Below are 23715 nucleotides of genomic sequence, written 5' to 3'. Positions count from 1 at the left end.
TCTTATGTAGGGGGGAACTCCCCCATTCCTTCGGCAGCGCAATCCATGCCGAAGCGGCACTCATAAAGCTTATGTGGTAAAAATAAGGCACGTGCGGATGACGTGCCTTACGGGATGCTTCCTCGGACGCGGAATTCTTAAGCGACTTCGGTTGCGACTTTGCTGTTGTCAAGAAGGAACTTGATCGTCTTGCGAAGCTTCAGGTCTTCCTTCATGTTGTCGAGGTTGCCGTTGCGCTCGAAGATCTCGCGCAGCTCGGCTGCCGGACGGTTGTAGGATTTGGACAGGTTCTCGAGCTCTTCGCCGACTTCGTCCTCGGAGATCTCGATGTTCTCCTGCTTGGCGATGGCATCCAGAACCAGGTTGTTCAGGACGCGCTTCTGGGCGTCGGCGCGCATCTGCTCGCGCAGAGCGGCTTCGTCCTGGCCGGAGAACTGGTAGTACAGGTCCATGTTGAGGCCTTGCTGGCGGATGCGGTTCTCGAAGTCGCGGAGCAGGAAGTCCACTTCGCTGTTGATCATCGCTTCCGGAATTTCAACTTCGGCAGCTTCGGCAACCTTGTCGACGAGCGCGTTCTCGCGAGCCTGCTCGCTCTCTTGCTGCTTGCGCTCCTTGAGCTTGGAGGACAGATCCTGCTTGAACTCGTCCAGCGTATCGAACTCGCTCACATCCTTGGCGAACTCGTCGTCCAGGGCAGGCAGGTTCTTGCGCTTGATTTCATGCAGCTTGACCTTGAATACGGCAGGCTTGCCGGCCAGGTTCTCCGCATGGTACTCCTCGGGGAAAGTCACTTCGACGTCCTTGAAGTCTCCCGTCGCCATGCCGACGACCTGCTCCTCAAAGCCTGGGATGAAGGAGTTGGAGCCCAGCTCGAGCGTGTAACGCTCGGCTTGTCCGCCTTCGAAAGCCTCTCCGTCGACGAAGCCTTCGAAATCGATGACGGTTACGTCGCCGTTCTCGGCAGCGCCTTCTTCAACGACAACGAGCTCGGCATGGCGCTGCTGGAGGCGATCCAGCTCCGCGCTCAGCTCTTCTTCGGTTACTTCGGCATCGGCCGCCGCAACTTCGACGCCTTTGTAATCGCCAAGCTTCACTTCGGGCTTGACGGTTACTTTTGCCTTGAATTTGAAGGATTCGCCCTTGGCGAACTGCTCGATGTCGATCTCCGGACGGTCAACCGGCTCTACGCCCGTTTCCTTGAGGGCATCGGCATACGCCGTCGGAAGCAGGATGTCGATCGCGTCCTGGTAGAGGCTCTCCACGCCGAAGCGGGATTCGAACATGCCCCGCGGTACTTTGCCTTTGCGGAAGCCCGGAACGTTCACGCGGCCTACGACTTTCTTGAATGCCTGGTCGAGCGCGTCCTTGACCTGCTCCGCTCCGACTTCAACGTCGATCGAGACGACGTTCGTTTCTATTTTCTCCCAAGTAGCTGCCATTTATGCTGTCCCCTCCAAAAAATAGGCGCCTTGCGCCGAATATACACGTGTAATAAACCACTCCATTATAATGAATCCGCCCATCGATTACAAGAGAAGTCAGCGTTCGCCGTATCCTTCCTGCAAATCCGTTATTTGGCGCAGGGAGCGGCAAGCCTGCTCGTAGCGGAATCGGAGCTCTCCGGTAATGCCGTATGTATGCCTGATCTCGTCCTCATCCGCGGACCCGTATACAGCCAGCAGAAGGGTAAGGTGAAGCGCCGCCGCATGGCTGTCGACTGCGGCCTCTTCCTCGCTCAGCATGCGCTCGTAGGCCGAGCTGCCGTAAAGGTACTGCAGGCACTCCTTCCACAGCTCGCGGGCGAAATGCGGAAGCGTCGGATCCGCCGTCTCGGCGACTCCCTCCACCCTCTCCACGATGCGCCGCACCGGAACGGGGTAGTCCTCCAGAGCGAGCGGGGTGCGTTCAATCTCCAGCTCGACCCGCTCGCCGAGACGCTCCAGCCGCACGGTCCCGGCCACGCCTCTGCGCTTCAGGCACTGCAGAGCCTTGTACTGGACGACGGGATGAAGCTTCTCTTCCTCCAGCCAGCCGAGAATCGAGTCGTCGACCTCGGGGCTTCGCAAATGAGCCGCCCTCTCCAGCGCGAGCAGCTGCTGGTCGAGCATCGGGTGGTTCTTCATGATATACAGAACCTGCTGCACGTAGGATTCGTCCTGATCCCCGCCCGACAGCGCAGCCTGGCGAAGCTCTTCCTCGTCGGGATCCTCCTCCTCCCTGTCCCCCGTATCGGGAAATGCCGCTTCCAGCCAGGCCAGAAGACTTTCCCATTCCTCATAGTTGCGCTGCTCGCCGCGCGTCTGCAGCAGGAACTGGAGCAGCCTCTTGGCCTCTCCATACTGCTCGGCTTCGAGCATCCGCGTCAGCTGCTCCTGATAGTGATCGAGCGTCCCGGGCAGCAGATAGACATTATGTTCTTTCTCCTCGCGGGGAAAATCGTTGGAAGTCGTAATGGTACCACCGCCTTGTTGTCTCTGACGCCAATTATTCACCAAATTACGCGTCAATTATAACATGCCATACTCAAAAGGAGAACTTTAGGCCCGCTGCAAGCGTTCGGAAGGCCGCGGGACGCCTCTGTGAAACCGGTTGGAAAAACAGTTCGCAAAAAGCTTGATTTATGCAAGTTATTCCTGTAGTATCAGGAAGTATCATTTTTCGAGGTCCGCAGCATCAGCTGTCCGGCTTCCCAGTTGTCCCGGTAGCTCAGTCGGATAGAGCATGCGCCTTCTAAGCGCACGGTCGGGGGTTCGAATCCCTTCCGGGACGCCATTTTCCTGATCCGGCACAAGCCCCTTCTTCGAGAAGGGGCTTTTTTCTATGCCCGCGCATGGATTCTCCTTCCCCACGCACACTAGAGATATAGGCCGGTCTAATCGGCAACCCTGGAGGTGCACGCCCATGCTCTGGCTCCCGCTCGCCCTGCTCTCCGCGGCAGCAGCCGCTCTCGTCTCCGTATTCGGCAAGATCGGGCTCCAAGACATAGACGCGAACAGCGCCACGGCCTTGCGCGCGGTCGTCATGGCCTTGTTCCTGCTGGCGGTCGTCGCTGTACAGGGCAAATTCGGCCAGCTGGCCGACATCGCCGCCCACAAGCGCTCGCTCGGCTTCATCGCCCTCAGCGGAACGGCCGGCGCTGTCTCCTGGCTGTTCTACTTCCTCGCCCTGAAGGTGGGCAAAGTCGCGCAGGTCGGTCCCGTCGACAAGCTGAGCGTCGTGCTCGCGATCGTCATCGCCGTTCTGTTTCTCGGAGAGAAGCTCACGCTCTGGAACGGTGTCGGAGTCGTCCTGATTGCGGCCGGGGCGATTTTGACCTCGCTCAAATAGCAAAAAACAAAAAAACTGCACCGGCATCTTCCGCTTTGGAAAGACGCGGTGCAGCCCCGCGGAACTCCGCCTGCCTCCGGAACGGAATCGAGGCCGCTTCAGCCGACTATTTCGAGCAGCTGCCTGGCGGTAAAGGAATCCGTCACCACCGTGTTCGGATATCCCCCCCGCATAGCCGCGTACATCGCCTCGACTTTTTTGATGCCGCCCGCAACGAGAATGGAATGCTCCTTGGATCGGAGCTCTTCGAGGCGGATGCCGATCGTGCGCGCATCCAGCTCCTCGTTGCAGATGTCCCCGTCGATGTCGATGAATCGGGAGCAGATATCCCCCTTGCCTGCTCGATGCACGGTCTCCAGCTCCTCCGGCCGCAAATACTGGGCCTGGACAAGCACGGAATCGACGGTCGGCACGCCGACGGTGAACACGGCGATGTTGGCCTCCCTGCCGATCTCCAGAATCTTGGATATGTGGCGGTCCGCTTCAATCGCCCGGCGGACGAAGGGCTCGTCGACGATGGCCGGAAGCGGCAGCAGATGGGGAGGCGTATTGAACGCCCCGCCGAATAAATGAACGATCTCGGAGGCGTATGTATTCGTCTCGGAATAACTGAGCCCGCCGTTCAGCTGGACGACGCGGACATCCTTGACGCTCTTCATCGGCAGCCTCTGGGCGACCTCGTAAAGCGTCGTTCCCCATGTCACGGCGATCGTATCCCCGGCCTTGACGATCTCGTAGAGGTGGGCGGCGGCCGCTTCGCCGATATATTTCTTCACTACGGCATCGTCATGGGACGGGGTCGAGACGACAATGACCCGGTTAAGCCCGAATGTCTCCTCCAGCCGCCGGCAAATCCGGTCATGGTTCTCCTGCGGATCGTGAATCGTGATCTGGACGATGCCCTCCGTCTTGGCCTGCTGCAGGAATCTCGACACGGTCGGCCGGGATACGCCGAGCAGACGCGCGATATCCTGCTGGCTGTAGTCCATTTGATAATACAGCCTCGCGGCTTCCACCATTTTTTCTATTTTCTCCGACATAGAACCACTCCGTATTCGCGCCGCTGCTTCATTTTGTCCATTATAGAATCCTTTAGCGATTAAAAGCAATGAAAGATTGGCGAAACGGGCGCGCATTGAAAAACGCCGGCGTTTCATCGTTTTTGCCTGCCCTCGCCGGGGTAAAGACATGCAAATGCGCAGGCAAGCGCCGCCGGCCTCTTGTCAGGCAAAGGACATCTGCATGGAGGACATAGAATGCAGGCTTGTGCCGTATCTATTTTACAGACTGAAAACGGAGGGGCCTGTTATGCCGATGAAACAAAAATTCAATCTGAAGGACTTCGTCAAGAACATGATCAGCCGCTTCCAGGATGACGAAGTGCCTGCCATGGGCGCCCAGCTTACCTATTACCTGCTGCTGGCCTTCTTCCCGTTCTTGATCTTCATCGTCAGCATCGTCAGCTTCATGGATATGTCCGGAGACGATGTCATCGAACAATTGCTGCTGCTCATGCCGGAGGACGGGGGCAATACCGTCCGCGACATCATCCATGAAGTGTCCGGCAACCGCAACGGAGCTCTGCTCTCGATCGGGATGATCGCGACCATCTGGGCGGCCTCGAACGGCATCAATGCCGTCATCAAAGGGCTCAACAAAGCCTACGACGAGGAGGAGAACCGCCCCTTCTGGAAAGTCCGGGGCATCTCGATCATCGCGACCATCGTGCTCGCCGTCGTCATCATACTCGTCATGCTCATGCTCGTCTTCGGAAAGACGATCGGCGAATACCTGTTCCAGCTGCTCGACTATCCGAGCGGGTTCGAGCCGATCTGGAATATCGTCAGCTACCTCGTCCCGTTCGCCGCGATGATCATGGTGTTCACCCTGCTGTACTGGATTACGCCCAACCGCCGGCTCTGCTTCCGCGAAGTTCTGCCGGGCGCCGTCTTCGCGACGATCGGCTGGATCGCGACCTCGCTCCTGTTCTCGATCTACGTCAATCAATTCGGCAACTACAGCAAAACGTACGGCAGCCTGGGCGGAGTCATCGTCCTTCTTACCTGGCTGTACCTCAGCTCCATCATCATCATTCTCGGCGGCGAGATCAATGCGGCCTTGAAGTTCGGCCAGGACGGCATTCAAAAAAAACCTCAGAAAACATTCGGCCTGCATCTGCCCTTCACCCGCAAGAACGGGAAAGACAAGCGGATTCCGATGTAAAAGGCTCCCCGCGAACAGAACAACAGGGACGGCCGCCAAGCCATTGAAAAGGCTCGGCGGCCGTCCCTGTTGATGTCTTGCATGCCATCAGCCGAGCAGCCTGCCGAGCTCGGAGCGTACCTGTCCGCTGCTTAGAACCTGCTGCTTGAACGTTTCGCGGCGGCCCCAGTCGGTCTTGCCGTTTTCGTTTTCGAACCACTGCATCGTAATCTCTTCATAGGCGGTATGCATGCTGTTGTCGAACCAGTCTGTCAGCAGGTCCGCGTCGCTGCGCACGATGGAGACGAGGTCGTAGTCCTCGTCCCTGGAGAGGCTGAAGTACGCCAGAACCTGCTCGCACTGCGGATCGTCGGTGCTCACCTGCACCTCTCCGCAAGGGATTCCTTCCTTGTCGACGGAACGGACGACCTTGGCTTCGATCACATTCACCCTTTGAGTCCCCCGATCTCCATGTTCATGGATTCGATATGCTTCCGCGTCCCTTCGGTGCCGAGCCGGTAGATCAAGGTATAGATCTGCTTGATCAGCCCCTCGTAGCCCCGGTTCATTTCCTCCAGGCTGGCGGAGCCGAAGGGGCTGCTGTGGAAATGGGCCATTTCCGCCTCATCCATGCTCGAGAGCTCCGCGAACAGCGCCTTCAGCCCGTCGCGCTCATGCTCGTTCGCGACGATCTCCAGCTCATAGGAGGCCGCCTCCCCATCCTCCAAAACCTGGCCGGCTCCGACGGAGACATAGTAGGTCTTGCGCTGCCCTTCTTCTTCATAGACATTCACAGATGTCGACAGCTCCTTCCTTTAACCGTCAAATTCCTTTGTAGTGTCTCCCTGCGGACAGACATGTTATGCCTGAATTCCGCATATTCATGGTAGTACGTCGTTTCATGCCGCAAGCATCGATTCGGGGAGAGCAGGCGGACGAAGTACGGACGCCGCAAACGATATCAGGCGGATGATCTCATGGTTTCCGCTTTTTTTGCCCGACCTTTTAGAACAAGAGAGGAATGAATAACCCATGTGCGGATTCACCGGATGGATCGATTGGAATCGCGACCTGACGCTGCACAGCGACGACCTGGAGCGGATGACGTCGACGCTTGCCCTGCGGGGACCCGACGCTTCGGGCACCTGGATCTCGGGACCTTGCGCGCTCGGGCATCGCAGGCTGTCGGTGATGGATCCCGAGAAGGGCGCACAGCCCATGATTCGCAATCAGGATGACGGCAAATTCGTCATCGTTTATAACGGAGAACTGTACAACGCGCCGGAGCTGAAAAGAGAGCTGGAATCCAGAGGGCGCGTCTTCTCGACGACCTGCGATACCGAAGTGCTGCTGGCCTCTTATATGGAGTGGGGAGCCGCTTCCGTAGAAAAGTTCAACGGCATCTTCGCCTTCGCCATTTGGGATGCCAAGGAGGAAAAGCTGTTCCTCGCGCGCGACCGGGTCGGAGTCAAGCCTCTGTTCATCAGCCAGGCTGGCGGCCAGTTCATCTTCGGCTCGGAGCCGAAAGCTCTGCTCGCCCATCCCGCCGTGAAGCCCGAGGTCGGCGCTCAAGGAATCGCCGAGCTGTTCATCGTCGGTCCGGCCCGGACTCCCGGAGTCGGCGTCTACAGCCAGCTCACCGAGCTGCTGCCGGGAAAATGCATGACCGTCGACCGCAGCGGCGTCCGTACCCATACGTATTGGGAGCTTCGAAGCTGCGAGCATGAGCACAGCGTCGAGCAGACAGCCGCGCATGTCGGCGAGCTGCTTCGCGATACGCTGGAGCGCCAGCTCGCCTCCGACGTGCCGATCGGCACGCTGCTGTCGGGCGGCCTGGATTCAAGCGCCCTGACTTCTCTCGCCGTGAATTTCCTGAACCGCTCCGGCGGCGCGCAGCTGCATACGTTCTCCGTCGACTATGTCGACAACGACAAGCATTTCAAGTCCCATGCCTTCCAGCCCAACTCCGATGCCCCCTGGATTCAGAGAATGAGGGATTATCTCGGCACCGAGCATCACGACGTCTATTTCGACACGCCGGATCTGGTCGCCGCTCTGGATGACGCGCTGACCGCGCGCGATCTTCCCGGCATGGCGGATGTCGATGCTTCGCTGCTGCTGTTCTGCCGGGAAATCAAGAAGGATGTTACCGTGGCCATCTCGGGAGAGGCGGCCGATGAAGTCTTCGGCGGTTATCCATGGTTCCACCGCGAGGAGTCGCTGAACGCCTCCACGTTCCCATGGGCGCTCGCCTCGGGGATGAGGGCCGAACTTCTCTCGCCGGAAATGCGGGAATGGGTCCGCCCGCTGGAATACATCGGCGACCGATATTCAGAAGCGGTTGCGGCCGTTCCCCATTTGAAGGGAGAAACGGAGAAGCAGCGCAAAATGCGGACGATGTCCTACCTCAACATCACCCGCTTCATGCCGACGCTTCTCGACCGGAAGGACCGGATGAGCATGGGCGCCGGGCTCGAGGTCCGGGTTCCGTTCTGCGACCATCGCCTCATCGATTACGTGTTCAACATTCCATGGGAGATCAAAACCTCCGGCGATCGCGAGAAGGGCATTCTGCGTCAATCGCTTCGCGGCGTCCTGCCCGATGACGTGCTTTTCCGCAAAAAAAGCCCTTACCCGAAAACCCACAATCCAGCCTACCTGAATGCGGTGCGCTCCAAGCTGCTGGATGTGCTCGACGATCCGTCCTCTCCGATCCTCCCTCTCATCGACACGGCCAAAGTCCGCGAGATCGCGGGCTCGGACGCCGCCAGCTCCAATATTCCCTGGTTCGGCCAGCTCATGTCCGGCCCCCAGCTGTTCGCCTATCTTTACCAGGTCAACCGCTGGCTGAAGGAATACAAGGTGTCGATCCGATAGCAAAAGCCGCCGCGGCATCGCGTGAAACGCGATGCCGCGGCGGCTTTGTTTTATAGGTGGTGGTATTCAGGCGCTGGTGTTCGATGAGCGTTCGAATCCGGGAACGACCCCGTTGGAGAATCTGCTGCTTATTATCGGACATCAGATCCGCTATTTGGCCTAAAACTAACATTCTCATTTTTTTAACGGACATCCGTTCCGTTATTTGAACCGCTACTATCTGTATCCCGCTATTTGTTCACAAATAACGGATCGTATGTCCGATAAAATCGCAGTTACTCGATTACAGCTCAATTAACGGATCGTATGTCCGATAAAATCGCGGTTACTCGATTACAGCTCAATTAACGCATCGTATGTCCGACAACTTCGCGGTTACTTGGTCACAGTTCGAATACCGAATCGCATGTTCCAATACTTGACGGCTACTCGGTTGCAGCTTAACTATCGGATTGCATATACCCTAACTTCGCTGCTACTCGGTTAAAGCTAGAATAACGGATCACAGGTCCGATAACTTCGCGGTCTACTCAGCAGCAGCTCGACTTACGCCCGTATGTCCCATATAGAGGCTCGTTGTTCAATCACACCTTGAATACAGTCCCCTGTTTCGGATTGCTCAATAGATACTGCTGGACCGGCTGAATCAGCCCTGCAGCTTTTCGAGCAGCGAGCGCAACGCCGCGCCGCGATGGCTGGCGGCTTGTTTCTCCTCCATGCTCAGCTCCGCCGCCGTGCGGCGAAGGGCAGGGATCCAGAGCAGGGGGTCATAGCCGAAGCCGCCTGCGCCGCGGGGGCTGTCGATGATATAGCCTTCCATCGAGCCCTCGCTTTCGATAAAGCGTTCTTCGGCAGGCACATAGAGGGCGAGGGCACACTTGAAGCGAGCTGTGCTTAGCAGATGAATGCCATCTGGGGCTCCTTCCGCTATTGGAGAATGTCCAGCGCCATCCGAGGCTCCGTTCGATACCGGCGAATGTCCAGCGCCTTCGGTCGCCTCGTCCGATACCGGCGAATGTCCAGCGCCATCCGAATCATCCGAGCCGGATGCTTGGTTTTTCGCCGATCCAAGCGGAACTGCTCCAGCAGATTGCTCAACCGATTCCGCCGCTCCATCGGGAACTACCGCCTCTGCCGAAGCGAGCTCTGCCAGCAGCTTGGCGTTGTTGTCCGCATCCGCCGCGCCCGGTCCCGCGTACCGCGCCGAGTAGATGCCAGGAGCTCCGCCGAGCGCATCCACGCATAGGCCGGAATCGTCCGCAAGCACCGGGATGCCGAGCAGACGTCCGATCTGGCCTGCCTTGATGCGGGCGTTGGCCGCGTAGCTGTCGCCGTCCTCGACGATTTCAGGCATCCCTTCATAGTCTTTCAAGCTCCGGACTTCAAGGCCCAGCGAAGCGAAGGCATGAGCGAATTCCTTGACCTTGCCGGGATTGCCGGTTGCAACGACGACGAGTCCGGAGCCCCCGAGAAGCCCGCTCATGCCCGGACCGTCCCTATCCGCGCTCCGGCCTCTCCGAGCGCCCGCTTCTGGATTTCAATCAGTTCGCGGATTCCGGATTCTCCCAGAGCGAGAAGAGCATCGAGCTCCTCGCGCGAGAACGGCTCCTCTTCTCCTGTGCCTTGCAGCTCCACGAACTTGCCGGCCCCGGTCATGACGACGTTCATGTCGACCTTGGCTTTGGAATCCTCCTCGTAGTTGAGGTCGAGCCGCGGCTGGTCGGCGATGACGCCGACGCTTGTGGACGCCAGGTAGTCCGTGAGCGGATAGACGGAGAAGGACGCTGTGCGGGCCAGCTTGTCCACCGCAAGCGCAAGCGCTACGAAGCTGCCGGTGATGGAAGCCGTGCGGGTTCCTCCGTCGGCCTGGAGCACGTCGCAGTCAAGCGTAATCGTCCGCTCTCCCAGCGCCTGCAGGTTGACGACCGAACGGAGCGCGCGGCCGATCAGCCGCTGGATCTCCATCGTGCGGCCTCCTACTTTTCCGCGCTGGGATTCGCGCTGGTTGCGGGTATGCGTCGAGCGGGGCAGCATGGAATACTCGGCTGTAACCCAGCCTTTGCCTTGCCCTTTCATGAAAGAAGGGACACGCTCGTCTACAGTCGCCGTGACAAGCACCTTGGTGTCTCCCGCCTCGATCAGCACGGAGCCCTCCGCATATTTATTGACGCCCGTCGTGATCGTCACAGGGCGAAGCTGCCCGAATTGTCTTCCGTCCGTTCTCATTGATCCAACATCCTCCTTCAAGCCGTATCCGGCAATAGCCCTCATTGTAGCAGACGGGAGGAGGAAAATCATCCCGGGGCAGCCTCTGCCGCCAACGCCGAAAAAGGAGCAGGCGTATTCCCCGCTCCCTGGCCGTTCATGGTCATGATGGCTTCCCGCTACCGGCCGCCCGGGGCCGCTTTTACGATTTGAACGCGTTCAGATGCTCCGGACGGCTGACCGGCTCGGTATAGGAGACGTTGCGGCTGTCCTTGAAGTCGGACTGTCCGTTGAGCTTGATCTGGACTTTGCCCGCGCCGCTGTTTTCCGTCAGCGACAGGACGACGGCTTGCAGCATTTCGGAAGGCGCCGCTTCTCCTTTTTTGTACTGGGCGTCGGACAGATCGACCGTGACCGTTCCCTTGGACTGCTCCAGGGTTTTGACCGATACGTCCGGAACCCAGACAGGAGTAAGGCTGCTTCCGTCGAGCGGCCCTGCGGCCAGCTGCTTCATCGCCGATGCCAGCTTATTGGACGTACGGGGAACGAGGCGCGTAACCGGGACATAATACTGGGCATCCTGATCCGTAATGCCGGAGAAGTACAGCGTCACCGGCGTCGAAAGGCTGTAGTCGACTCCGTCCTGGGCTTCCAGATTGATCCCTACCGCACGCGTAAGCGGACGGTCGAGCGGGAAGGCGCCTACAGGCATCTCTTGAAGCTTCTCGCCTTCTTCCCACAAGCTGACGCCGCTTACGCCTTCCATGCCGGTAAGCGTCCAGGTGACGGCTTCCACGATGCTGCGCTCTTCCTGCTCGTTGTAGTCGTAAAACTGCTTGGAGAAATCAACCGATGCAAGGCCTGTCTTTTTATCGATCTGCACGTTGCGGATCTCGGTTCCTTGGGGCAGCACGCCTGTGAAGCCTTCAGGCAGAAGCTTGGCGTAAGGCCCTCCGCTCACGAGCAGCTCCAGCGCCTGCGCCTCCGGCGTCAGCTTGCTGTCCAGCTTGGCCTGAATCGTGACAGGCGCCAAATAGTCGTTTTTGTCTTTGAGATAGACGGTGAGGCCGCTTGCCGCCGTCTGGTCGGCGACCGTGGCCGCACCGTCCGAGGAAGCCGAGATGGCTGCATCCGTGCCGGGAAGGACCGATCCTGTCACTCCTTGCGGCGGATCGATGTCCTTGCTTTCGGACGGCGAGAACCAGCCGCAGCCCGCCGTGACGACCGGCAGGGTAAGGGCGCCCGTGAGAGCTGCCCGGCGAATCCATTTGTAGCGCTGTTTTTTCATTGTCGATATCCTCCCTTGGGTTAACCGGCCGCTTGCCGCAGCCTGGTGGTACTGGCTCTTTTTGTAGTACTATGTGTATGGGTTGTACCATCCTTTTAGACCTGGCTTGGCTCAAAAATGATGTTAGGAGGCAGAGACATGTCCGATCCCGGAACATATGCGCTCAACAGCAAGGCGGTGGCGGAAGCGACCGCCGTATGGCTGGAGAAGCGAGGCGTCAATAAAACCCAGATCGCCGAATTGGCCTTGTTCCTGCAAAAGGACTACTATCCGGATCTGTCCATCGCGGAGTGCGAGGAGAACGTGGATGCCGTCCTCGCCAAAAGAGAAGTGCAGAACGCCATCCTGACCGGCATCCAGCTCGACGTGCTCGCCGAGGAAGGCAAGCTGATCCCTCCCCTGCAGGACATGATCGGCAACGACGAGGGGCTCTACGGCTGCGACGAGATTCTGGCCCTCTCCATCGTGAACGTATACGGCAGCATCGGCCTCACGAACTTCGGTTACATCGACAAGCTCAAGCCCGGCATTCTCGTGCGTCTGAACGACAAGAACGACGGACAGATCCACACGTTCCTCGATGACATCGTGGGCGCGATCGCGGCATCCGCCGCGAGCCGGATCGCCCACCGCAAGCAAGCCCAGCGCGAAATCGACCGGGACGAGCACAGCGACGAGGTTCCTCTGGCGTAATCGCCGCTAAGAATAAAAAAAGAAGCTCTTGCCCCTAAGGGAAGAGCTTCTTTTTTTCATTCACCCTGTCCTCTTCTGCCGATCCGCGACCCCGCTTACAGCGAGGCCAGCTCCTGCATCTCGATGACGAGTTCCTCTCCTTCGACGAGCAGGACGGTCATTCCGGTGCGGGAACCGGATTCATGGCTTTCGCCGGGTTCCCAGAAAGCCGCCTGGCCGGTGCGGATCGCATAATGCTGCCCGTCCGGGCCGCTGACCCAGCCTTCCCCGTCGACGACGAGGAACAGCTGGCTCACCGCCGCCGGATGACGCCCGACGACTCCGTCCGGCTCGATGCGGAAGCTGCTGAACTGGATGCGGCCGTCATGCCTCGTAATGCCGGAAAACATCGCTCCCTTGCTGCCGTATGCTTCGACCGACCGTTCTTTTCCCGGCAGGGCATAAAATTTCATCCGCGTTCCTCCTCGTAGGTATGCTTTGTCAGGCGCTAGACCCCATTCCTAAACGATGAGCAGAAGCGCCGCCTAATCCCTCTCCATTATCGGATGATCAAGGCTCAAGCTGAAGCATATGTCCACGGTCCGCCGGCCGGACCGGAAACGGCTGCCTCGCCGCGCTTGGCCAGCAGCGCCAGATGCGCGAGCGTCTCGGACATCGCGAAGCGCAGGTTATGGATGTTATGCCGAAGATGGGTTCCGAATTCCCGTTCGCATAGGTCGAACGCGCTGGCCGGCCCTTCCGCCAGCAAGCCGCGCAGATGCTCCAGCCGCCGCTCGTGGTGGGCGATGATCTCCATGGCCCGTCGGCCGGCATCCGGGAAAGGGTCGCGATGGCCCGGCAGCACCTGCCTCGTCTCAAGGCCCGACAGCTCCCGGAGACTGTCCAGGTAGGAACCGAGCGGATCGGGGTCCTCCTGCATCCCCGGAATCAGGCTGATATTCGGCGTAATGCGCGGCAGCACCTGATCCCCTGCGATCAGTGTCATGCTGGCATCGCTGTACAGGCATACTCCGCCGCCGGCATGTCCCGGCGCATCGATGATCCGCCAGCTCTCCCCGCCCATATCCAGCCGGCTTCCCGGCTCCAGATCCGTGAGCCGGGGCTGCGGCTCCACCCGTTCGCGAAAGGACGCCAGATGCGGGCCGAGCTGGACCAGCAGCTCCTCCGGCATGCCGTGATTCCGGAACCAGCCGGTCAGTTCGGCGGCAAAAACGCTGCCGCTTCCCCACAGCCTGCGGGCATATCGTCCTGCCTCGGCCGTCATCAGCACCGGGCAGCCCGCTTGCAGCTGGAACCAGCCGGCAAGGCCGTAGTGGTCGGGATGCTGATGGGTCAGCACGATGCGGCCGATGTCGCGGAAGCGGATTCCGAGGCGGTTCAGCTCCCGCAGCCAAATATCCCGGGATTCAGCCGTATTCAGACCCGGATCGATCAGCGTCCAGCTGCCGTCCGCCTCCGGAATCAGATAGCTGTTCACATAGCGCAGCGAATAAGGCAGCGGAATTTTCACCCGGAACCAGCCGTTCTCCAGCCGTTCCGCCGCCGTGTCTCCGCGTTGGGCCGCATTTTCGGCTGCGGTCTCGCCGCCATCCTCCCGATCCGAAATCCCTCTGCCTTCATCAGTTCTTTCCCTCGCTGTTCCACTCACGCTATCAACCACGCTTTCTTCGCTCGACGCACGATGTTCCCGGCGGATTGCGATGATGCCTGGCAAAGCCTCTGCAGCCGGGAGGAATCTGTCCTTGAGCCCTCGTTGTCCCCTCATTGTAAGGCATACCGCCGCCGGTCGGCAAAAGACAACATAATTTCTTCCTCAAGCAGGCATACTAACCCTTACTTGGAAAATGGAGGAGACGCCCGTGCTGCAGCGGATCAACGAGCTGTTCGCTACATCCAACGATGTGAAAACGCATCGGATCAGCAACGGCTCGCTCATACTGGAGGTCGCGTACATCGCGACCCTGGTCGAAGAAAACAAGCTGTACGACGCTATTTTCGTTCCTTTCTCCAGAGAGCTGAAGCCGTTCGCCGACGTGGTGAGGAGCGATCCTTCCTTCAAGCCGGTGGAGGATCCCGCCATCTGGACCGATCTGATGCTGAGAGGTTATGTGCTTCTCAAGGTGGAGCAGAGCTTCTTCTGCTATTTCGCGGCCAAGGTCATCCGCAACACCTCGCCGCAAACGAGCGTGGAGAGCTCCATTGAAGGGCCGCAAATCGCCCTGAGCGAGGATCTCTCGGACTCGGCCAACATCATACGGGCCCGCTATGCCACCCCGGATCTCCAGGTGGAAGAATATACGGTAGGCTATTTGTCCAAAACCCAGATCCTCATGATGTTCGATCAGCGAAGGGCGGATCCCAAGGTGCTGAGCCTCGTCCGGGCTAAAATCCGCGGCATCCAGACCGATATCCTGAGCGCAACCGGAGAGCTCGCCAAGGCGCTGAACGACAACCGCAAGCGGCTCTTCCCGATGGAGCTCATCACCGAGAGGGTCGACCGCGTCTCCCGGGGGCTGGCCAACGGAAAGGTCATCGTCATGATGCAGGGAAGCATGTTCGCCATCATCCTGCCCATCACGTTTTTCGATCTCATGGTCGCCACGGAAGACCGGTACGAGAATTTCTGGATGTCGATTCTGCTTCTGTCGCTTCGTTTTTGCGCCCTGCTGCTCACAACGACGCTGCCCGCCCTCTACATCGCCATCGTCTCCTACAACCCGGAGCTGTTCCGGGTGCAGCTCGCCTTCTCCATAGCGGGCAGCCGGGCGGCCGTTCCGTATCCTTCCTTCGTGGAAGTATTCATCATGCTCTTCATGATCGAGATGCTCGTGGAAGCGAGCGTCAGGCTGCCCAAATACATCGGCTCCACCGCTACGACGGTCGGCGGCCTCATCCTCGGCCAGGCGGCCCAGCAGGCCGGCCTGGTCAGCAGCATCATGATCATCGTCACGTCGGTGATGGCCATTTCCAATTTCGTCATTCCCGTCTACTCTCTCTCGCTGTCGGTCCGTTTCATTAAATATCCGCTCATTCTGCTCGCCATTTTCTTCGGCCTGCCGGGGGTTGCCTGCGGACTATTCTTCTTCGTCATCTACTTATGCAACCAGCGAAGCTTCGGCAGGCCTTATTTCCGGCTGATTCTGCCCGGGGATCTGAAGCATACCGATATCGGAGAGGTGAACCACGAATGAACCGCTATTTCTATTACAGCTTCGTCATGGTTGCAATGCTCAATCTCATGCTGTACGTGCCCGCCGTCCTGCTCGAAAACCGGCTGAACGGGGCGGTATCCTCGCTTATCGTCGCTCTCGTCATCGGAACGCTGCTCGCCTATGCTTCGACCAGCGCGCTGTCCAAATTCCCCGGCTTGGGCCTGCCGGAGATCCTGAGGCTCTTCCTGCCGGAATGGCTCGTCAAAACGCTGCTTCCCGTATATGCATTCATGTGGTTCTTCGCTTCCAGCTTCGCGCTGATCGGCTTCACGCTGCTCATGAACCGAGTGCTCACTCCCGACCAGCCCGCGTGGAACCTGTACCTCATTCTCGGCCTGTTATGCGTTTACGGAGCGACGCGATCGGCATTGACGATCCTCTACCTGCTGGAGATTACGATGCTGCTGGTCGCCCCGCTCGTTCTGCTCATTCTCTTCAAGGGCGTACGAAGCCCGGACTTGAGCTGGGACGCCATCTATACGATCGCGCAATACGTGAACCGCTTTCCGACCTTGTCGAGCGTCGGAGCCGGAACCTTTATTTTCACAGGATATATCAATATGGCCATCTTCAATCGGGTCAACCCGCCCAACTTCCGCTTGAAGGGACGATGGATCATTCCGGCAACCGGCACGCTGATTCTCCTGGCGACCTTCTTCCTCCCGATCGGCTTTCACGGAACGATGGGAGTGGAGCGCTACCTGTACGTGTGGACGCAAACGGCGGATTCCATGACGATGAGATACGGCTTCATTGAGCGTGTCGTGTTCGTTTTCCTGTTCCTGTATCTCGGACTGTCCCTTATGTATGCGATTACGGGATGGAACCAGTCGATGGAGTTCATTCTCAGCGTGAGCAAAAAATATAAATTCAAAGTTGATTACAGCATCGCCCCGGCTGCCAACTGGTGGGTGTGCGGCTCTTTTTTCGCCCTTTCATTCGTAGGGCTCTTGTTCTTGAACGAAAGGATCGATTTCGAAATCGCCGAGGTATGGCTCATCGTCCGCATGTTTCTCGAGGCGGCGACCGTGCTGTTCCTGATCGTCGTGTCGTGGCGAAGGAAGAAGCCGATATGAAGAGCCGTGCGGCACGCAAGAGGATGATGCCGCTCCGATCCTGGCTGCTGGCCGTTATGGCGCTGCTCCTGCTGCCGCTCGGAGGATGCGGTTTCGTCGATATCGACAAGCGTTTTTTTGTCGTCGCCGTGGCGATCGACAAGTCCGGCAGCGAGCAGAAGCCTTACCGCATTACGCTCCGCCTGTCGATCCCGAATTCCAAAATCGAGCCCGGCATGGAAAAATCGCAGGTGGAAACGATCGAAGCGGCCGAAATATCGGAAGGCGTCCGGCGGATCAAAGCCTTGCTGGACAAGGAGCTCGATCTGGGGCATTGCAAAATGTTCGTGCTCGGGAAGAAGCTCAGCCATGACGATATCAGCGATGCGGTGGACTGGATGGTCCGGCGCCGCGATATTCAAGGCTCGGCGTATGTCGCCATGGCCGGCAGCCAGGGATACGACATTTTGCAGAAAATGCCCCTGTCCGAAAGGTACTCCGGCAACTCGCTGTTTCTTACCTTCGGAGGGGACGGCACCCGCTCTTCCTATATCCGCACGGAGCATCTGTTCGATCTGCAGCGCAGAAGGACGGAGAGAGGGATGGATCCCTATCTTCCCGTCATCCGCACGACCGGCAACGGATATGAAGTCGACCGCCTCGCTCTTCTGGACAAAACCAAGGTCCGAACCATTCTCACGCCGGAGGAAACCCAGCTGTTCAACCAGCTGGACCAGCAGTATGTGAACTCCATCATCAAAACCAAGCTTGACGGCCATCCCATCATCCTCACCGCGACCGATATTTCCTCTCGCTATACGGTCAGCAGCAACGGAATCCTGAAGATGAAGGTGAACATAGCAGGCGCGATCGAGGAAGCGCCGAACAATGTGTTCAACCAGGATTGGGGCGAGCTGCAGAAAATGTTCGAGCGCGACCTCGAGAAGGATGCGATGGCCCTCTTCCAAAAAATCCAGAAGGCAGGCGTCGACCCGTTCGGCTTCGGCCTCCGCTACCGGGCTACTCATCTCAGCTCCCGAGCCTATCAGGAGTGGCTGGAGATGTATCCGAGGCTCAAATTCGAAATTCAGGCGAAGGTGAAAATCCAAGGGACGGGATTGATCAAATAGACCGGGTACCGATCTGGAATTGAAGAAGCCTGTCCTCCCTCGTCAAGGGTGGACAGGCTTCAGCCGTTCATGGCCGCGAAGCTGCTCAAGCGTTCCGGCGCCGATGCCGAACATCGCCGTCCGCAGCTCGAACTCGATCCTCTCCATTTGGCCGGCGATGGCTTGCGCCGCATCCGCTCCGCTTGCGGCGCCCGGCAGCAGCGCCCGGCCGTAGCCCGCAAGATCGGCTCCAAGCGCGATCGCCTTGGCCGCTTCGACTCCATTGGCCAATCCGCCTGAAGCGATAAGCTTCATGCCGGGCAGCCGGCGGCGGATTCCGAGGACGGACTCCGCCGTCGGAATTCCCCAATCGGCGAACGCTTCGGCCGCCTGGGCGCGAAGAGGGCTGCGCGAGCGATGCTTCTCGACTTGGCTCCAGGAGGTGCCTCCTGCGCCGGCGGCGTCAATGAAGGAGGCGCCGGCTTCCGCCAGGCGGACGGCGGTGTCCGGATCGATGCCCCAGCCGACCTCCTTCACGCCGACCGGCACGCCCGCATGCCGGCAGAGCGTCTCAATCGCTGCCAGCAAGCCGGAGAATCGGGTATCGCCTTCCGGCTGGAACACTTCCTGCAGGGAATTGAGATGCAGCACGAGAGCATCCGCCTCCGCGGCTTCGACAAGCCTGCGGCAGGCATCGGCATCGAGCCCGTAATTGAGCTGCACCGCTCCGACATTGGCGATGATCGGCACGCTCGGCGCCTCCCGACGGACCCGGAACGAATCGGCCAGCTCGGGCTTCTCCCATACGGCTCTCATCGAGCCCAGCCCGATCGCCCATCCGCGCGCCTCGGCAGCTTCGGCAAGACCCCGGTTGATTCGGCCCGCCTCGTCCGTCCCGCCCGTCATCGAGCTCACGAGCAGCGGCGCCTTCATGCGAATGCCCAGCCAGTCCGTATCCAAAGAAACGCTCGCCCAGTCCAGCTCGGGCAAGGCGTTATGAAGGAAGCGGTAACGGTCCAGTCCGTTGCCGGCACCCGTTCCCTGCACCTGCTCCTCGAGGCAGATGCGGATATGCTCGGCCTTGCGCTGCTCCGTCCCGCCGCCGGAAGTATCCTGATATCGTGAGCTGCTCATCCTAAGACTCCTTCATTATCGCTATATCGAACGCGGTTGCTGCCCTAGTCGATTGTGATCGATTGTCTTTTTCCGCTAGTCATTCTTCTTATCATACCCCGGGCGGACCTGCTGGGCAAACAGGCCGGGGCAATTCTTTCCATTGATTGTATTGCTCATTTTTATGTGCGTTATGATCATTTTCATTGTCATCGAATCAAAAAAAGCGTAGACTGAAAGAAAACGAACTGCCGCTGACAGGGAGGATGAACGATCATGGAAATTCGCGTATTTCAAGATAACAAAGACCTGGATGCCGCTGCAGCCTCGCTCATTGCGGAGCTCGTCGCCGCCAAGCCGAATGCCGTTCTCGGCCTGGCTACCGGATCGACGCCGGTGGGCATTTACCGGAGCCTCGTCGATACGGCCGCCCGCTCCGGAATTTCCTTCAAATCCGTCTCGACCTACAATCTCGACGAGTATGTGGGATTGACGCCGGACAACGAGCAGAGCTACGCTTATTACATGAACCAGCATCTGTTCTCCAAGATCGATATTCCGCTGAATCGGACCTTCCTGCCGGACGGCATGTCGGGCGACCTGGAAGCCCACTGCGCCGCCTATGACGCCATGCTGGAGCAGGCGGGCGTCGATCTGCAGCTGCTCGGGCTCGGCCATAACGGCCACATCGGCTTCAACGAGCCGGACAGCCAGCTCAGCGCCGGCACCCATGTCGTGACGCTGGACGAAGCGACCCGCGAAGCCAATGCGCGGTTCTTCTCCTCCATCGACGAGGTGCCCCGCCAAGCGGTCACGATGGGAGTGGGCTCCATTCTGAAGGCCCATCGCATCCTGCTCGTCGTGCGCGGCGCGGACAAGGCCGATATCGTGAAGCGCGCGCTGACCGGCCCGGTTACGACCGACTGCCCCGCTTCCCTGCTGCAGACCCATGCGCGGGTAACGGTTCTGCTCGATCGGGAGGCGGCAAGCTTGCTGGCAACAGGAGGGAATGAAGGATGCAGCACTTTCGCGTCAGCCATGTGAATATCGCCGTCGGCGATGAAGCGGTATACGGCTCCGTCACCGTCAAGAACGGCCGCATCGCGGCCATCGAGCCGGACGGGCAGGGCGATACCGATACCGATACCAATATTGCGACGGTCGACGGCCGCGGGGGCTGGCTGCTCCCCGGCTTCATCGATCTGCATGTCCACGGCGGCTACGGAGCCGACTTCATGGACGCCACGCAGGAAGCCTACGATACGATTACGAAGTTCCACGCCTCGCATGGAACGACGACGCTGCTCGCCACGACGATGACGGCTTCGGAGCAGCAGATCTCCCGCGTCCTCGAAGCGGCCGACGAATACCGCAGCGCCCCGATGCCGCATGCTCGGATCGGCGGGGTGCATCTGGAGGGGCCGTTCCTCAGCCCCAAATGGATGGGCGCCCAGAACCCCGAATTCCGCGTCGATCCCCGGCTCGAATGGCTGCAGCAATGGAATGCGTCTTATCCGGGGCTGATCAAGCAGCTGTCGCTCGCTCCGGAGCTGGCCGGCTCCATCGAATTGATCGCCTGGCTGTCGGAGCATGGCATCATCGCCGCCGCCGCCCATACGGATGCCACTTATGACCAGGTGGAGGCGGCTGCGGACGCCGGCCTCCGCAGCGCGGTCCATGCGTTCAACGCGAGCCGCGGCCTCCATCACCGCGAGCCGGGCACGGTCGGAGCCATCCTCACGGATGACCGCATCCATGCGGAGCTCATCGCGGACGGACATCACGTGCATCCGGCCGCGATGCGGCTGCTCGCCCGCGCCAAGCCGGCCGACAAGCTTTCGCTCATTACGGATGCGATCTCGGCGGCCGGACTGTCCGACGGCCAGTATGAGCTCGGCGGCCAGCCGGTGACGATGAAGAACGGCATCTGCCGCCTGACCGGAGCCGGCAATCTGGCCGGCAGCACGCTCACGATGGCCGGCGCGCTCCGCCTGTTCAAGGAAGCCAGCGGCTGGAGCGTGCCGATGGTGAGCCGGCTGTGCAGCGGCAACCCCGCCGCGCTGCTCGGCATGTCCGCCCAGACCGGCAGCATCGCCGAAGGCAAGTGGGCCGATCTCGTGCTGCTTGACGAGAGCCTCGATGTCGCGGCGACCTGGGTCGGCGGCGAGGCGGTCTACGAGCGTTGACCTTATTTCCTTTTTAAACTGCAGGCGGCCTGTGCCAACAGGCCGCCTTTTCACGTTTAGAAGGAACAAAACCCCGGAGCGAGGACGCTCCGGGGTTTTATCGATTGAAAATGCGTGCACAGCCGAGCGGTCCAATCTCTACAGCCTTTTGCCGTCGATTCCGCTTCAGCCTTGTTCCGCGGCTTCGTCCTCATCTTCGGCTTCGCCGGCCACATAGACCGCGACGCCGCAGCGCCGGGCCGCATCGGCCAGGCTCCCGTGAAGATGGCGGTCTGTGATGACCGCCTCCAGATCCTTGAGCTGGGCGATGGAGAACAGGGATGTCCGGCCCACCTTGCTCTGGTCGAAGACCGCGTACGTAATCTGGGACCGGCTCATCAGCGCCTTGGCGATTTGGGCTTCCTGCTCCGAGTAGGTCGTGATGCCGCCATTCTCCGATATGCCGTCGACGCCGATGAACATCTTGCCGATATTGAGATGGGACACCATGCCTTCCCCAAGCGGGCCGCACAGCTCGAAGCTGTTGTGCCGCATCATGCCGCCGGTTACGACGACCTGGATCTCGCTTCCCGCAAGCTCCATCGCAATGTTCACCGCATTGGTCACGACCGTGATGCCCTTGCGGGTCTTGAGCAGCTTGGCGATGAGGTAATTGGTCGTTCCTCCGGAGAGGCCGACCACATCCCCCTCCACGATATGCCTTGCGGCTTCCTGTGCAATATGCTCCTTCTCGAGCAGGGAGATGCCTTGCCGCTCGGCGAAGGAGCTGTCCCGGACGGGATTCATGCCGTCGTACATGGCCCCTCCGATCGTGCGCACGAGCGGTCCGGTGCGTTCCAGCAGCTCCAGATCCCGCCGCGCCGTCGCCTCGGAGCAGCCGAACTTCTCTACGATCTCGGAGATCGTTATGCGTCCCTGCTGCTTGAGCACGGTCAGGATGCCGTCCCGCCGCCGCTCGCCCTTGTTCGGTAATTCCGTCATCGGATCAACGCTCCACCCATACCGAATTATCCAGCCGCTGCTGGACTGCTGCCCAGCTCGGCAGCGCTTCCCAGTCTCCTCTTCCCTGCACGACAAGAGAGCCGCAAATGCTGGCGATCCTCGCCGCTTCGCGGGCGCCCATGCCCTTCAGCAGGCCGGCGAGGAAGCCCGCGCCGAAGCCGTCTCCGGCTCCGACCGTATCGACGACCTTGTCCGCCGGATAGAAAGGAATCGCCTCTGCGGCCCCGTTCTCCAGGAGGAGCGAAGCGCCGTCCTTGCCTTTGATGATCGTGACCGCCTTCAGCTCGGCCAAGCGCGACAGGATGCGGGCTTCGTCCTCCGTATCGTAGAGAAGCTTGAGCTCGTCCCAGCCCGGGAGGAAATAATCCGCCATCGCAGCCGCCCGCAGGATGCTGTCCCTCGCTTCGTCCACCGACCATAGCTTGAGCCGGAGGTTCGGGTCGAAGCTGATCTTGACTCCCGCCCCCGCTGCGATTTCCATCGCTCGGAACGCAGTCTCGCGGGCTTCGGCCGACAGCGCCATCGTGATGCCCGTCAGATGCAGCAGACGGGCTCCGCTTATGTAAGCGCCATCCAAATGATCCGGCCGCATCCTGCTCGCCGCGGAGCCTTTGCGGGAATAGTGGACGGCGAGCCGTCCGGCCTCTTCCTCGCGGAACATCATTCCCGTCGGAGCTTCCTTGCTGAGGGCCGCCCTCGATACATCGACGCCTTCGCCCCGCAGCGCCTTACGGATTCTCCTCCCGAACGGATCGTCGCCGAGGGCGCCGAACCATCCGACGCTGCAGCCGAGCCGCGCAGCGCCGATCGCCGTATTACTCTCGGCGCCTCCGAAGGCGATCTCGAGCGTAGAAGCATGCTCCAGCGTGCGCTGCTCGGCAGGCATGAACAGCGCCATGCTCTCTCCGAACGTAAGCAGCTCCGGAGTTCTGTTGTCCATTTGCCGCTCCCCCTGTCACTGGATGTTGCCGCCAATCAGGCATGGTCAGGCCGTCGGGTGAATCATTTGTAGAAAGGATTCACCATTAGGTAAAGCGTCACGATATAAAGAACGAGCAAAATGAAGCTGAACATGCGTACTTTGCCGATCTCCGCCGTAGCGCTCTGGCCGGCCTGAATCTGGCTGACGATCCGCTTCAGCGGTTTGGTCTGGATGCCGCCGAGCGCCGCGATGGCGAGGAACAGCACGATGACCAGGACCATCCACAGCACGGTGTAATCCGCCTGGGAGATCAAGTAGCCGCCCGTCAGGAACTGCAGGATCAGGAAATACTGGGCGATCCGGTTGCCGGCGATCAGCCCTTCGGCCAGCCCTTGCTGTCCCGCTCCCGCGAGGCGGGATGCACGGCCTACGAGGAACGGAAGAATCAGGTAGAAGCCGACTCCTCCCGCCCCGAGCACATGCAGAAAAATCATGATGGAATTCATTTATTTACCTCCTTGGCC

23 protein-coding genes, 1 tRNA gene and 1 pseudogene are annotated in these 23715 nt (G+C 59.7%); 10 read left to right on the top strand and 15 right to left on the bottom strand.

Going from position 1 to position 23715, the window contains the following annotated elements; all coding sequences use genetic code 11:
- Positions 1–137: 137 nt before the first annotated feature.
- Together tig and PHU01S_RS02135 are read right to left on the bottom strand one after the other, a co-directional pair.
- The gene (gene tig, locus PHU01S_RS02140; RefSeq protein WP_021878860.1) at positions 138–1439 is read right to left on the bottom strand and encodes a trigger factor; all 1302 of its coding nucleotides are present in this window, start codon (positions 1437–1439) and stop codon (positions 138–140) included.
- 99 nt (positions 1440–1538) lie between these two features.
- Entirely contained in the window at positions 1539–2492 is a 954-nt protein-coding gene (locus PHU01S_RS02135; protein WP_246029122.1) for a hypothetical protein, read from the bottom strand.
- 203 nt (positions 2493–2695) lie between these two features.
- Between PHU01S_RS02135 and PHU01S_RS02130 the strand changes: the two genes are divergently transcribed.
- Both PHU01S_RS02130 and PHU01S_RS02125 read left to right on the top strand, forming a co-directional pair.
- Positions 2696–2772: transfer RNA gene (locus PHU01S_RS02130), tRNA-Arg, on the top strand.
- 129 nt (positions 2773–2901) lie between these two features.
- Entirely contained in the window at positions 2902–3327 is a 426-nt protein-coding gene (locus PHU01S_RS02125; protein WP_049867837.1) for an EamA family transporter, read from the top strand.
- 98 nt (positions 3328–3425) lie between these two features.
- Here PHU01S_RS02125 and deoR read toward each other — a convergent pair whose 3' ends face one another.
- Positions 3426–4367, bottom strand: a complete 942-nt coding sequence (deoR, locus tag PHU01S_RS02120) for a DNA-binding transcriptional repressor DeoR (RefSeq protein WP_048745339.1) — start codon at positions 4365–4367, stop codon at positions 3426–3428.
- Between the two features lie 268 nt (positions 4368–4635).
- Between deoR and PHU01S_RS02115 the strand changes: the two genes are divergently transcribed.
- A complete protein-coding gene (locus PHU01S_RS02115; protein WP_232312906.1) occupies positions 4636–5550 on the top strand; it encodes a YihY/virulence factor BrkB family protein in 915 nt (304 codons plus the stop codon).
- Positions 5551–5637: 87 nt separating this feature from the next.
- Here PHU01S_RS02115 and PHU01S_RS02110 read toward each other — a convergent pair whose 3' ends face one another.
- Together PHU01S_RS02110 and PHU01S_RS02105 are read right to left on the bottom strand one after the other, a co-directional pair.
- Positions 5638–5979, bottom strand: coding sequence for a hypothetical protein (locus tag PHU01S_RS02110; protein WP_021878855.1), 342 nt, complete (start codon positions 5977–5979; stop codon positions 5638–5640).
- Complete coding sequence (locus tag PHU01S_RS02105) at positions 5976–6323, bottom strand: hypothetical protein (protein ID WP_021878854.1); 348 nt, start codon at positions 6321–6323, stop codon at positions 5976–5978. The genes PHU01S_RS02110 and PHU01S_RS02105 overlap by 4 nt, the downstream gene beginning before the upstream one ends.
- A 238-nt stretch (positions 6324–6561) precedes the next feature.
- Between PHU01S_RS02105 and asnB the strand changes: the two genes are divergently transcribed.
- Positions 6562–8406 (top strand): asparagine synthase (glutamine-hydrolyzing), encoded by a 1845-nt coding sequence (gene asnB, locus PHU01S_RS02100; RefSeq protein ID WP_048745337.1) that lies wholly within the window; start codon positions 6562–6564, stop codon positions 8404–8406.
- A 646-nt stretch (positions 8407–9052) separates the two neighbouring features.
- Here the strand turns inward: asnB and PHU01S_RS27055 are convergent.
- The 4 genes and pseudogenes from PHU01S_RS27055 to PHU01S_RS02085 form a co-directional block, all read right to left on the bottom strand.
- A complete protein-coding gene (locus tag PHU01S_RS27055) occupies positions 9053–9307 on the bottom strand; it encodes a non-canonical purine NTP pyrophosphatase (protein WP_269745411.1) in 255 nt (84 codons plus the stop codon).
- Between the two features lie 228 nt (positions 9308–9535).
- Positions 9536–9889 (bottom strand): annotated as a pseudogene (locus PHU01S_RS27050) (non-canonical purine NTP pyrophosphatase); the annotation flags it as partial.
- Positions 9886–10632: a ribonuclease PH gene (rph, locus tag PHU01S_RS02090; protein ID WP_048745336.1), complete on the bottom strand. Its 747-nt coding sequence runs from the start codon at positions 10630–10632 to the stop codon at positions 9886–9888. The gene rph and the pseudogene PHU01S_RS27050, both read right to left, overlap by 4 nt.
- A gap of 181 nt (positions 10633–10813) precedes the next feature.
- Positions 10814–11899, bottom strand: a complete 1086-nt coding sequence (locus tag PHU01S_RS02085; protein ID WP_127505847.1) for a GerMN domain-containing protein — start codon at positions 11897–11899, stop codon at positions 10814–10816.
- 138 nt (positions 11900–12037) lie between these two features.
- Here PHU01S_RS02085 and PHU01S_RS02080 point away from each other — a divergent pair, with 138 nt between their 5' ends.
- Entirely contained in the window at positions 12038–12592 is a 555-nt protein-coding gene (locus tag PHU01S_RS02080) for a phosphatidylglycerophosphatase A family protein (protein ID WP_083436320.1), read from the top strand.
- Positions 12593–12687: 95 nt separating this feature from the next.
- On the opposite strand, the gene PHU01S_RS02075 is transcribed toward PHU01S_RS02080, so the two are convergent.
- Positions 12688–13044 carry a cupin domain-containing protein gene (locus tag PHU01S_RS02075; RefSeq protein ID WP_049867842.1) on the bottom strand — a complete coding sequence of 119 codons (357 nt, stop codon included), beginning with the start codon at positions 13042–13044 and terminating at the stop codon, positions 12688–12690.
- A gap of 104 nt (positions 13045–13148) precedes the next feature.
- A complete protein-coding gene (locus PHU01S_RS02070; RefSeq protein ID WP_246029121.1) occupies positions 13149–14240 on the bottom strand; it encodes an MBL fold metallo-hydrolase in 1092 nt (363 codons plus the stop codon).
- A gap of 196 nt (positions 14241–14436) precedes the next feature.
- Between PHU01S_RS02070 and PHU01S_RS02065 the strand changes: the two genes are divergently transcribed.
- The 3 genes from PHU01S_RS02065 to PHU01S_RS02055 are packed head-to-tail and all read left to right on the top strand — an operon-like array spanning position 14437 to position 17989.
- A complete protein-coding gene (locus PHU01S_RS02065) occupies positions 14437–15783 on the top strand; it encodes a spore germination protein (RefSeq protein ID WP_069202446.1) in 1347 nt (448 codons plus the stop codon).
- A complete protein-coding gene (locus PHU01S_RS02060; RefSeq protein ID WP_164762944.1) occupies positions 15780–16880 on the top strand; it encodes a GerAB/ArcD/ProY family transporter in 1101 nt (366 codons plus the stop codon). The genes PHU01S_RS02065 and PHU01S_RS02060 overlap by 4 nt, the downstream gene beginning before the upstream one ends.
- Positions 16856–17989: a Ger(x)C family spore germination protein gene (locus tag PHU01S_RS02055; RefSeq protein WP_218032398.1), complete on the top strand. Its 1134-nt coding sequence runs from the start codon at positions 16856–16858 to the stop codon at positions 17987–17989. The genes PHU01S_RS02060 and PHU01S_RS02055 overlap by 25 nt, the downstream gene beginning before the upstream one ends.
- Positions 17990–18031: 42 nt before the next feature.
- On the opposite strand, the gene fni is transcribed toward PHU01S_RS02055, so the two are convergent.
- A complete protein-coding gene (gene fni, locus PHU01S_RS02050) occupies positions 18032–19102 on the bottom strand; it encodes a type 2 isopentenyl-diphosphate Delta-isomerase (protein WP_127505839.1) in 1071 nt (356 codons plus the stop codon).
- A 255-nt stretch (positions 19103–19357) separates the two neighbouring features.
- On the opposite strand from fni, the gene nagB reads away from it, so the two are divergent.
- Both nagB and nagA read left to right on the top strand, forming a co-directional pair.
- Positions 19358–20125, top strand: a complete 768-nt coding sequence (gene nagB, locus PHU01S_RS02045; RefSeq protein WP_048745329.1) for a glucosamine-6-phosphate deaminase — start codon at positions 19358–19360, stop codon at positions 20123–20125.
- A complete protein-coding gene (gene nagA, locus PHU01S_RS02040; RefSeq protein WP_127505837.1) occupies positions 20098–21267 on the top strand; it encodes an N-acetylglucosamine-6-phosphate deacetylase in 1170 nt (389 codons plus the stop codon). Before nagB ends, nagA begins: the two co-directional genes overlap by 28 nt.
- Before the next feature lie 165 nt (positions 21268–21432).
- Here the strand turns inward: nagA and PHU01S_RS02035 are convergent, their stop codons facing one another.
- From PHU01S_RS02035 to PHU01S_RS02025, 3 genes are all read right to left on the bottom strand, one after another.
- Positions 21433–22248 carry a DeoR/GlpR family DNA-binding transcription regulator gene (locus tag PHU01S_RS02035; protein WP_127505835.1) on the bottom strand — a complete coding sequence of 272 codons (816 nt, stop codon included), beginning with the start codon at positions 22246–22248 and terminating at the stop codon, positions 21433–21435.
- Between the two features lie 4 nt (positions 22249–22252).
- Positions 22253–23209 carry a sugar kinase gene (locus PHU01S_RS02030; protein ID WP_127505832.1) on the bottom strand — a complete coding sequence of 319 codons (957 nt, stop codon included), beginning with the start codon at positions 23207–23209 and terminating at the stop codon, positions 22253–22255.
- Between the two features lie 62 nt (positions 23210–23271).
- Positions 23272–23697, bottom strand: coding sequence for a hypothetical protein (locus tag PHU01S_RS02025; RefSeq protein WP_049867849.1), 426 nt, complete (start codon positions 23695–23697; stop codon positions 23272–23274).
- Between the last annotated feature and the right edge of the window lie 18 nt (positions 23698–23715).

Origin of the sequence: Paenibacillus humicus NBRC 102415, assembly GCF_004000905.1 — a bacterium.
Taxonomy (GTDB): domain Bacteria; phylum Bacillota; class Bacilli; order Paenibacillales; family Paenibacillaceae; genus Paenibacillus_O; species Paenibacillus_O humicus.
Note: the sequence above shows the minus strand (reverse complement) of the source record. Positions and strands in the feature narration are given on the sequence as shown.

Coding starts and splice junctions, on each gene's coding strand:
- PHU01S_RS02065 (WP_069202446.1), top strand. CDS start 14,437: ATGGAGGAGACGCCCGTGCTGCAGCGGATCAACGAGCTGTTCGCTACA.
- PHU01S_RS02035 (WP_127505835.1), bottom strand. CDS start 22,248: ATGACGGAATTACCGAACAAGGGCGAGCGGCGGCGGGACGGCATCCTG.
- PHU01S_RS02075 (WP_049867842.1), bottom strand. CDS start 13,044: ATGAAATTTTATGCCCTGCCGGGAAAAGAACGGTCGGTCGAAGCATAC.
- PHU01S_RS02080 (WP_083436320.1), top strand. CDS start 12,038: ATGTCCGATCCCGGAACATATGCGCTCAACAGCAAGGCGGTGGCGGAA.
- PHU01S_RS02125 (WP_049867837.1), top strand. CDS start 2,902: ATGCTCTGGCTCCCGCTCGCCCTGCTCTCCGCGGCAGCAGCCGCTCTC.
- PHU01S_RS02085 (WP_127505847.1), bottom strand. CDS start 11,899: ATGAAAAAACAGCGCTACAAATGGATTCGCCGGGCAGCTCTCACGGGC.
- PHU01S_RS02030 (WP_127505832.1), bottom strand. CDS start 23,209: ATGGACAACAGAACTCCGGAGCTGCTTACGTTCGGAGAGAGCATGGCG.
- tig (WP_021878860.1), bottom strand. CDS start 1,439: ATGGCAGCTACTTGGGAGAAAATAGAAACGAACGTCGTCTCGATCGAC.
- nagA (WP_127505837.1), top strand. CDS start 20,098: ATGCAGCACTTTCGCGTCAGCCATGTGAATATCGCCGTCGGCGATGAA.
- PHU01S_RS02115 (WP_232312906.1), top strand. CDS start 4,636: ATGCCGATGAAACAAAAATTCAATCTGAAGGACTTCGTCAAGAACATG.
- deoR (WP_048745339.1), bottom strand. CDS start 4,367: ATGTCGGAGAAAATAGAAAAAATGGTGGAAGCCGCGAGGCTGTATTAT.
- fni (WP_127505839.1), bottom strand. CDS start 19,102: ATGAGCAGCTCACGATATCAGGATACTTCCGGCGGCGGGACGGAGCAG.
- nagB (WP_048745329.1), top strand. CDS start 19,358: ATGGAAATTCGCGTATTTCAAGATAACAAAGACCTGGATGCCGCTGCA.
- PHU01S_RS02060 (WP_164762944.1), top strand. CDS start 15,780: ATGAACCGCTATTTCTATTACAGCTTCGTCATGGTTGCAATGCTCAAT.
- PHU01S_RS02025 (WP_049867849.1), bottom strand. CDS start 23,697: ATGAATTCCATCATGATTTTTCTGCATGTGCTCGGGGCGGGAGGAGTC.
- asnB (WP_048745337.1), top strand. CDS start 6,562: ATGTGCGGATTCACCGGATGGATCGATTGGAATCGCGACCTGACGCTG.
- rph (WP_048745336.1), bottom strand. CDS start 10,632: ATGAGAACGGACGGAAGACAATTCGGGCAGCTTCGCCCTGTGACGATC.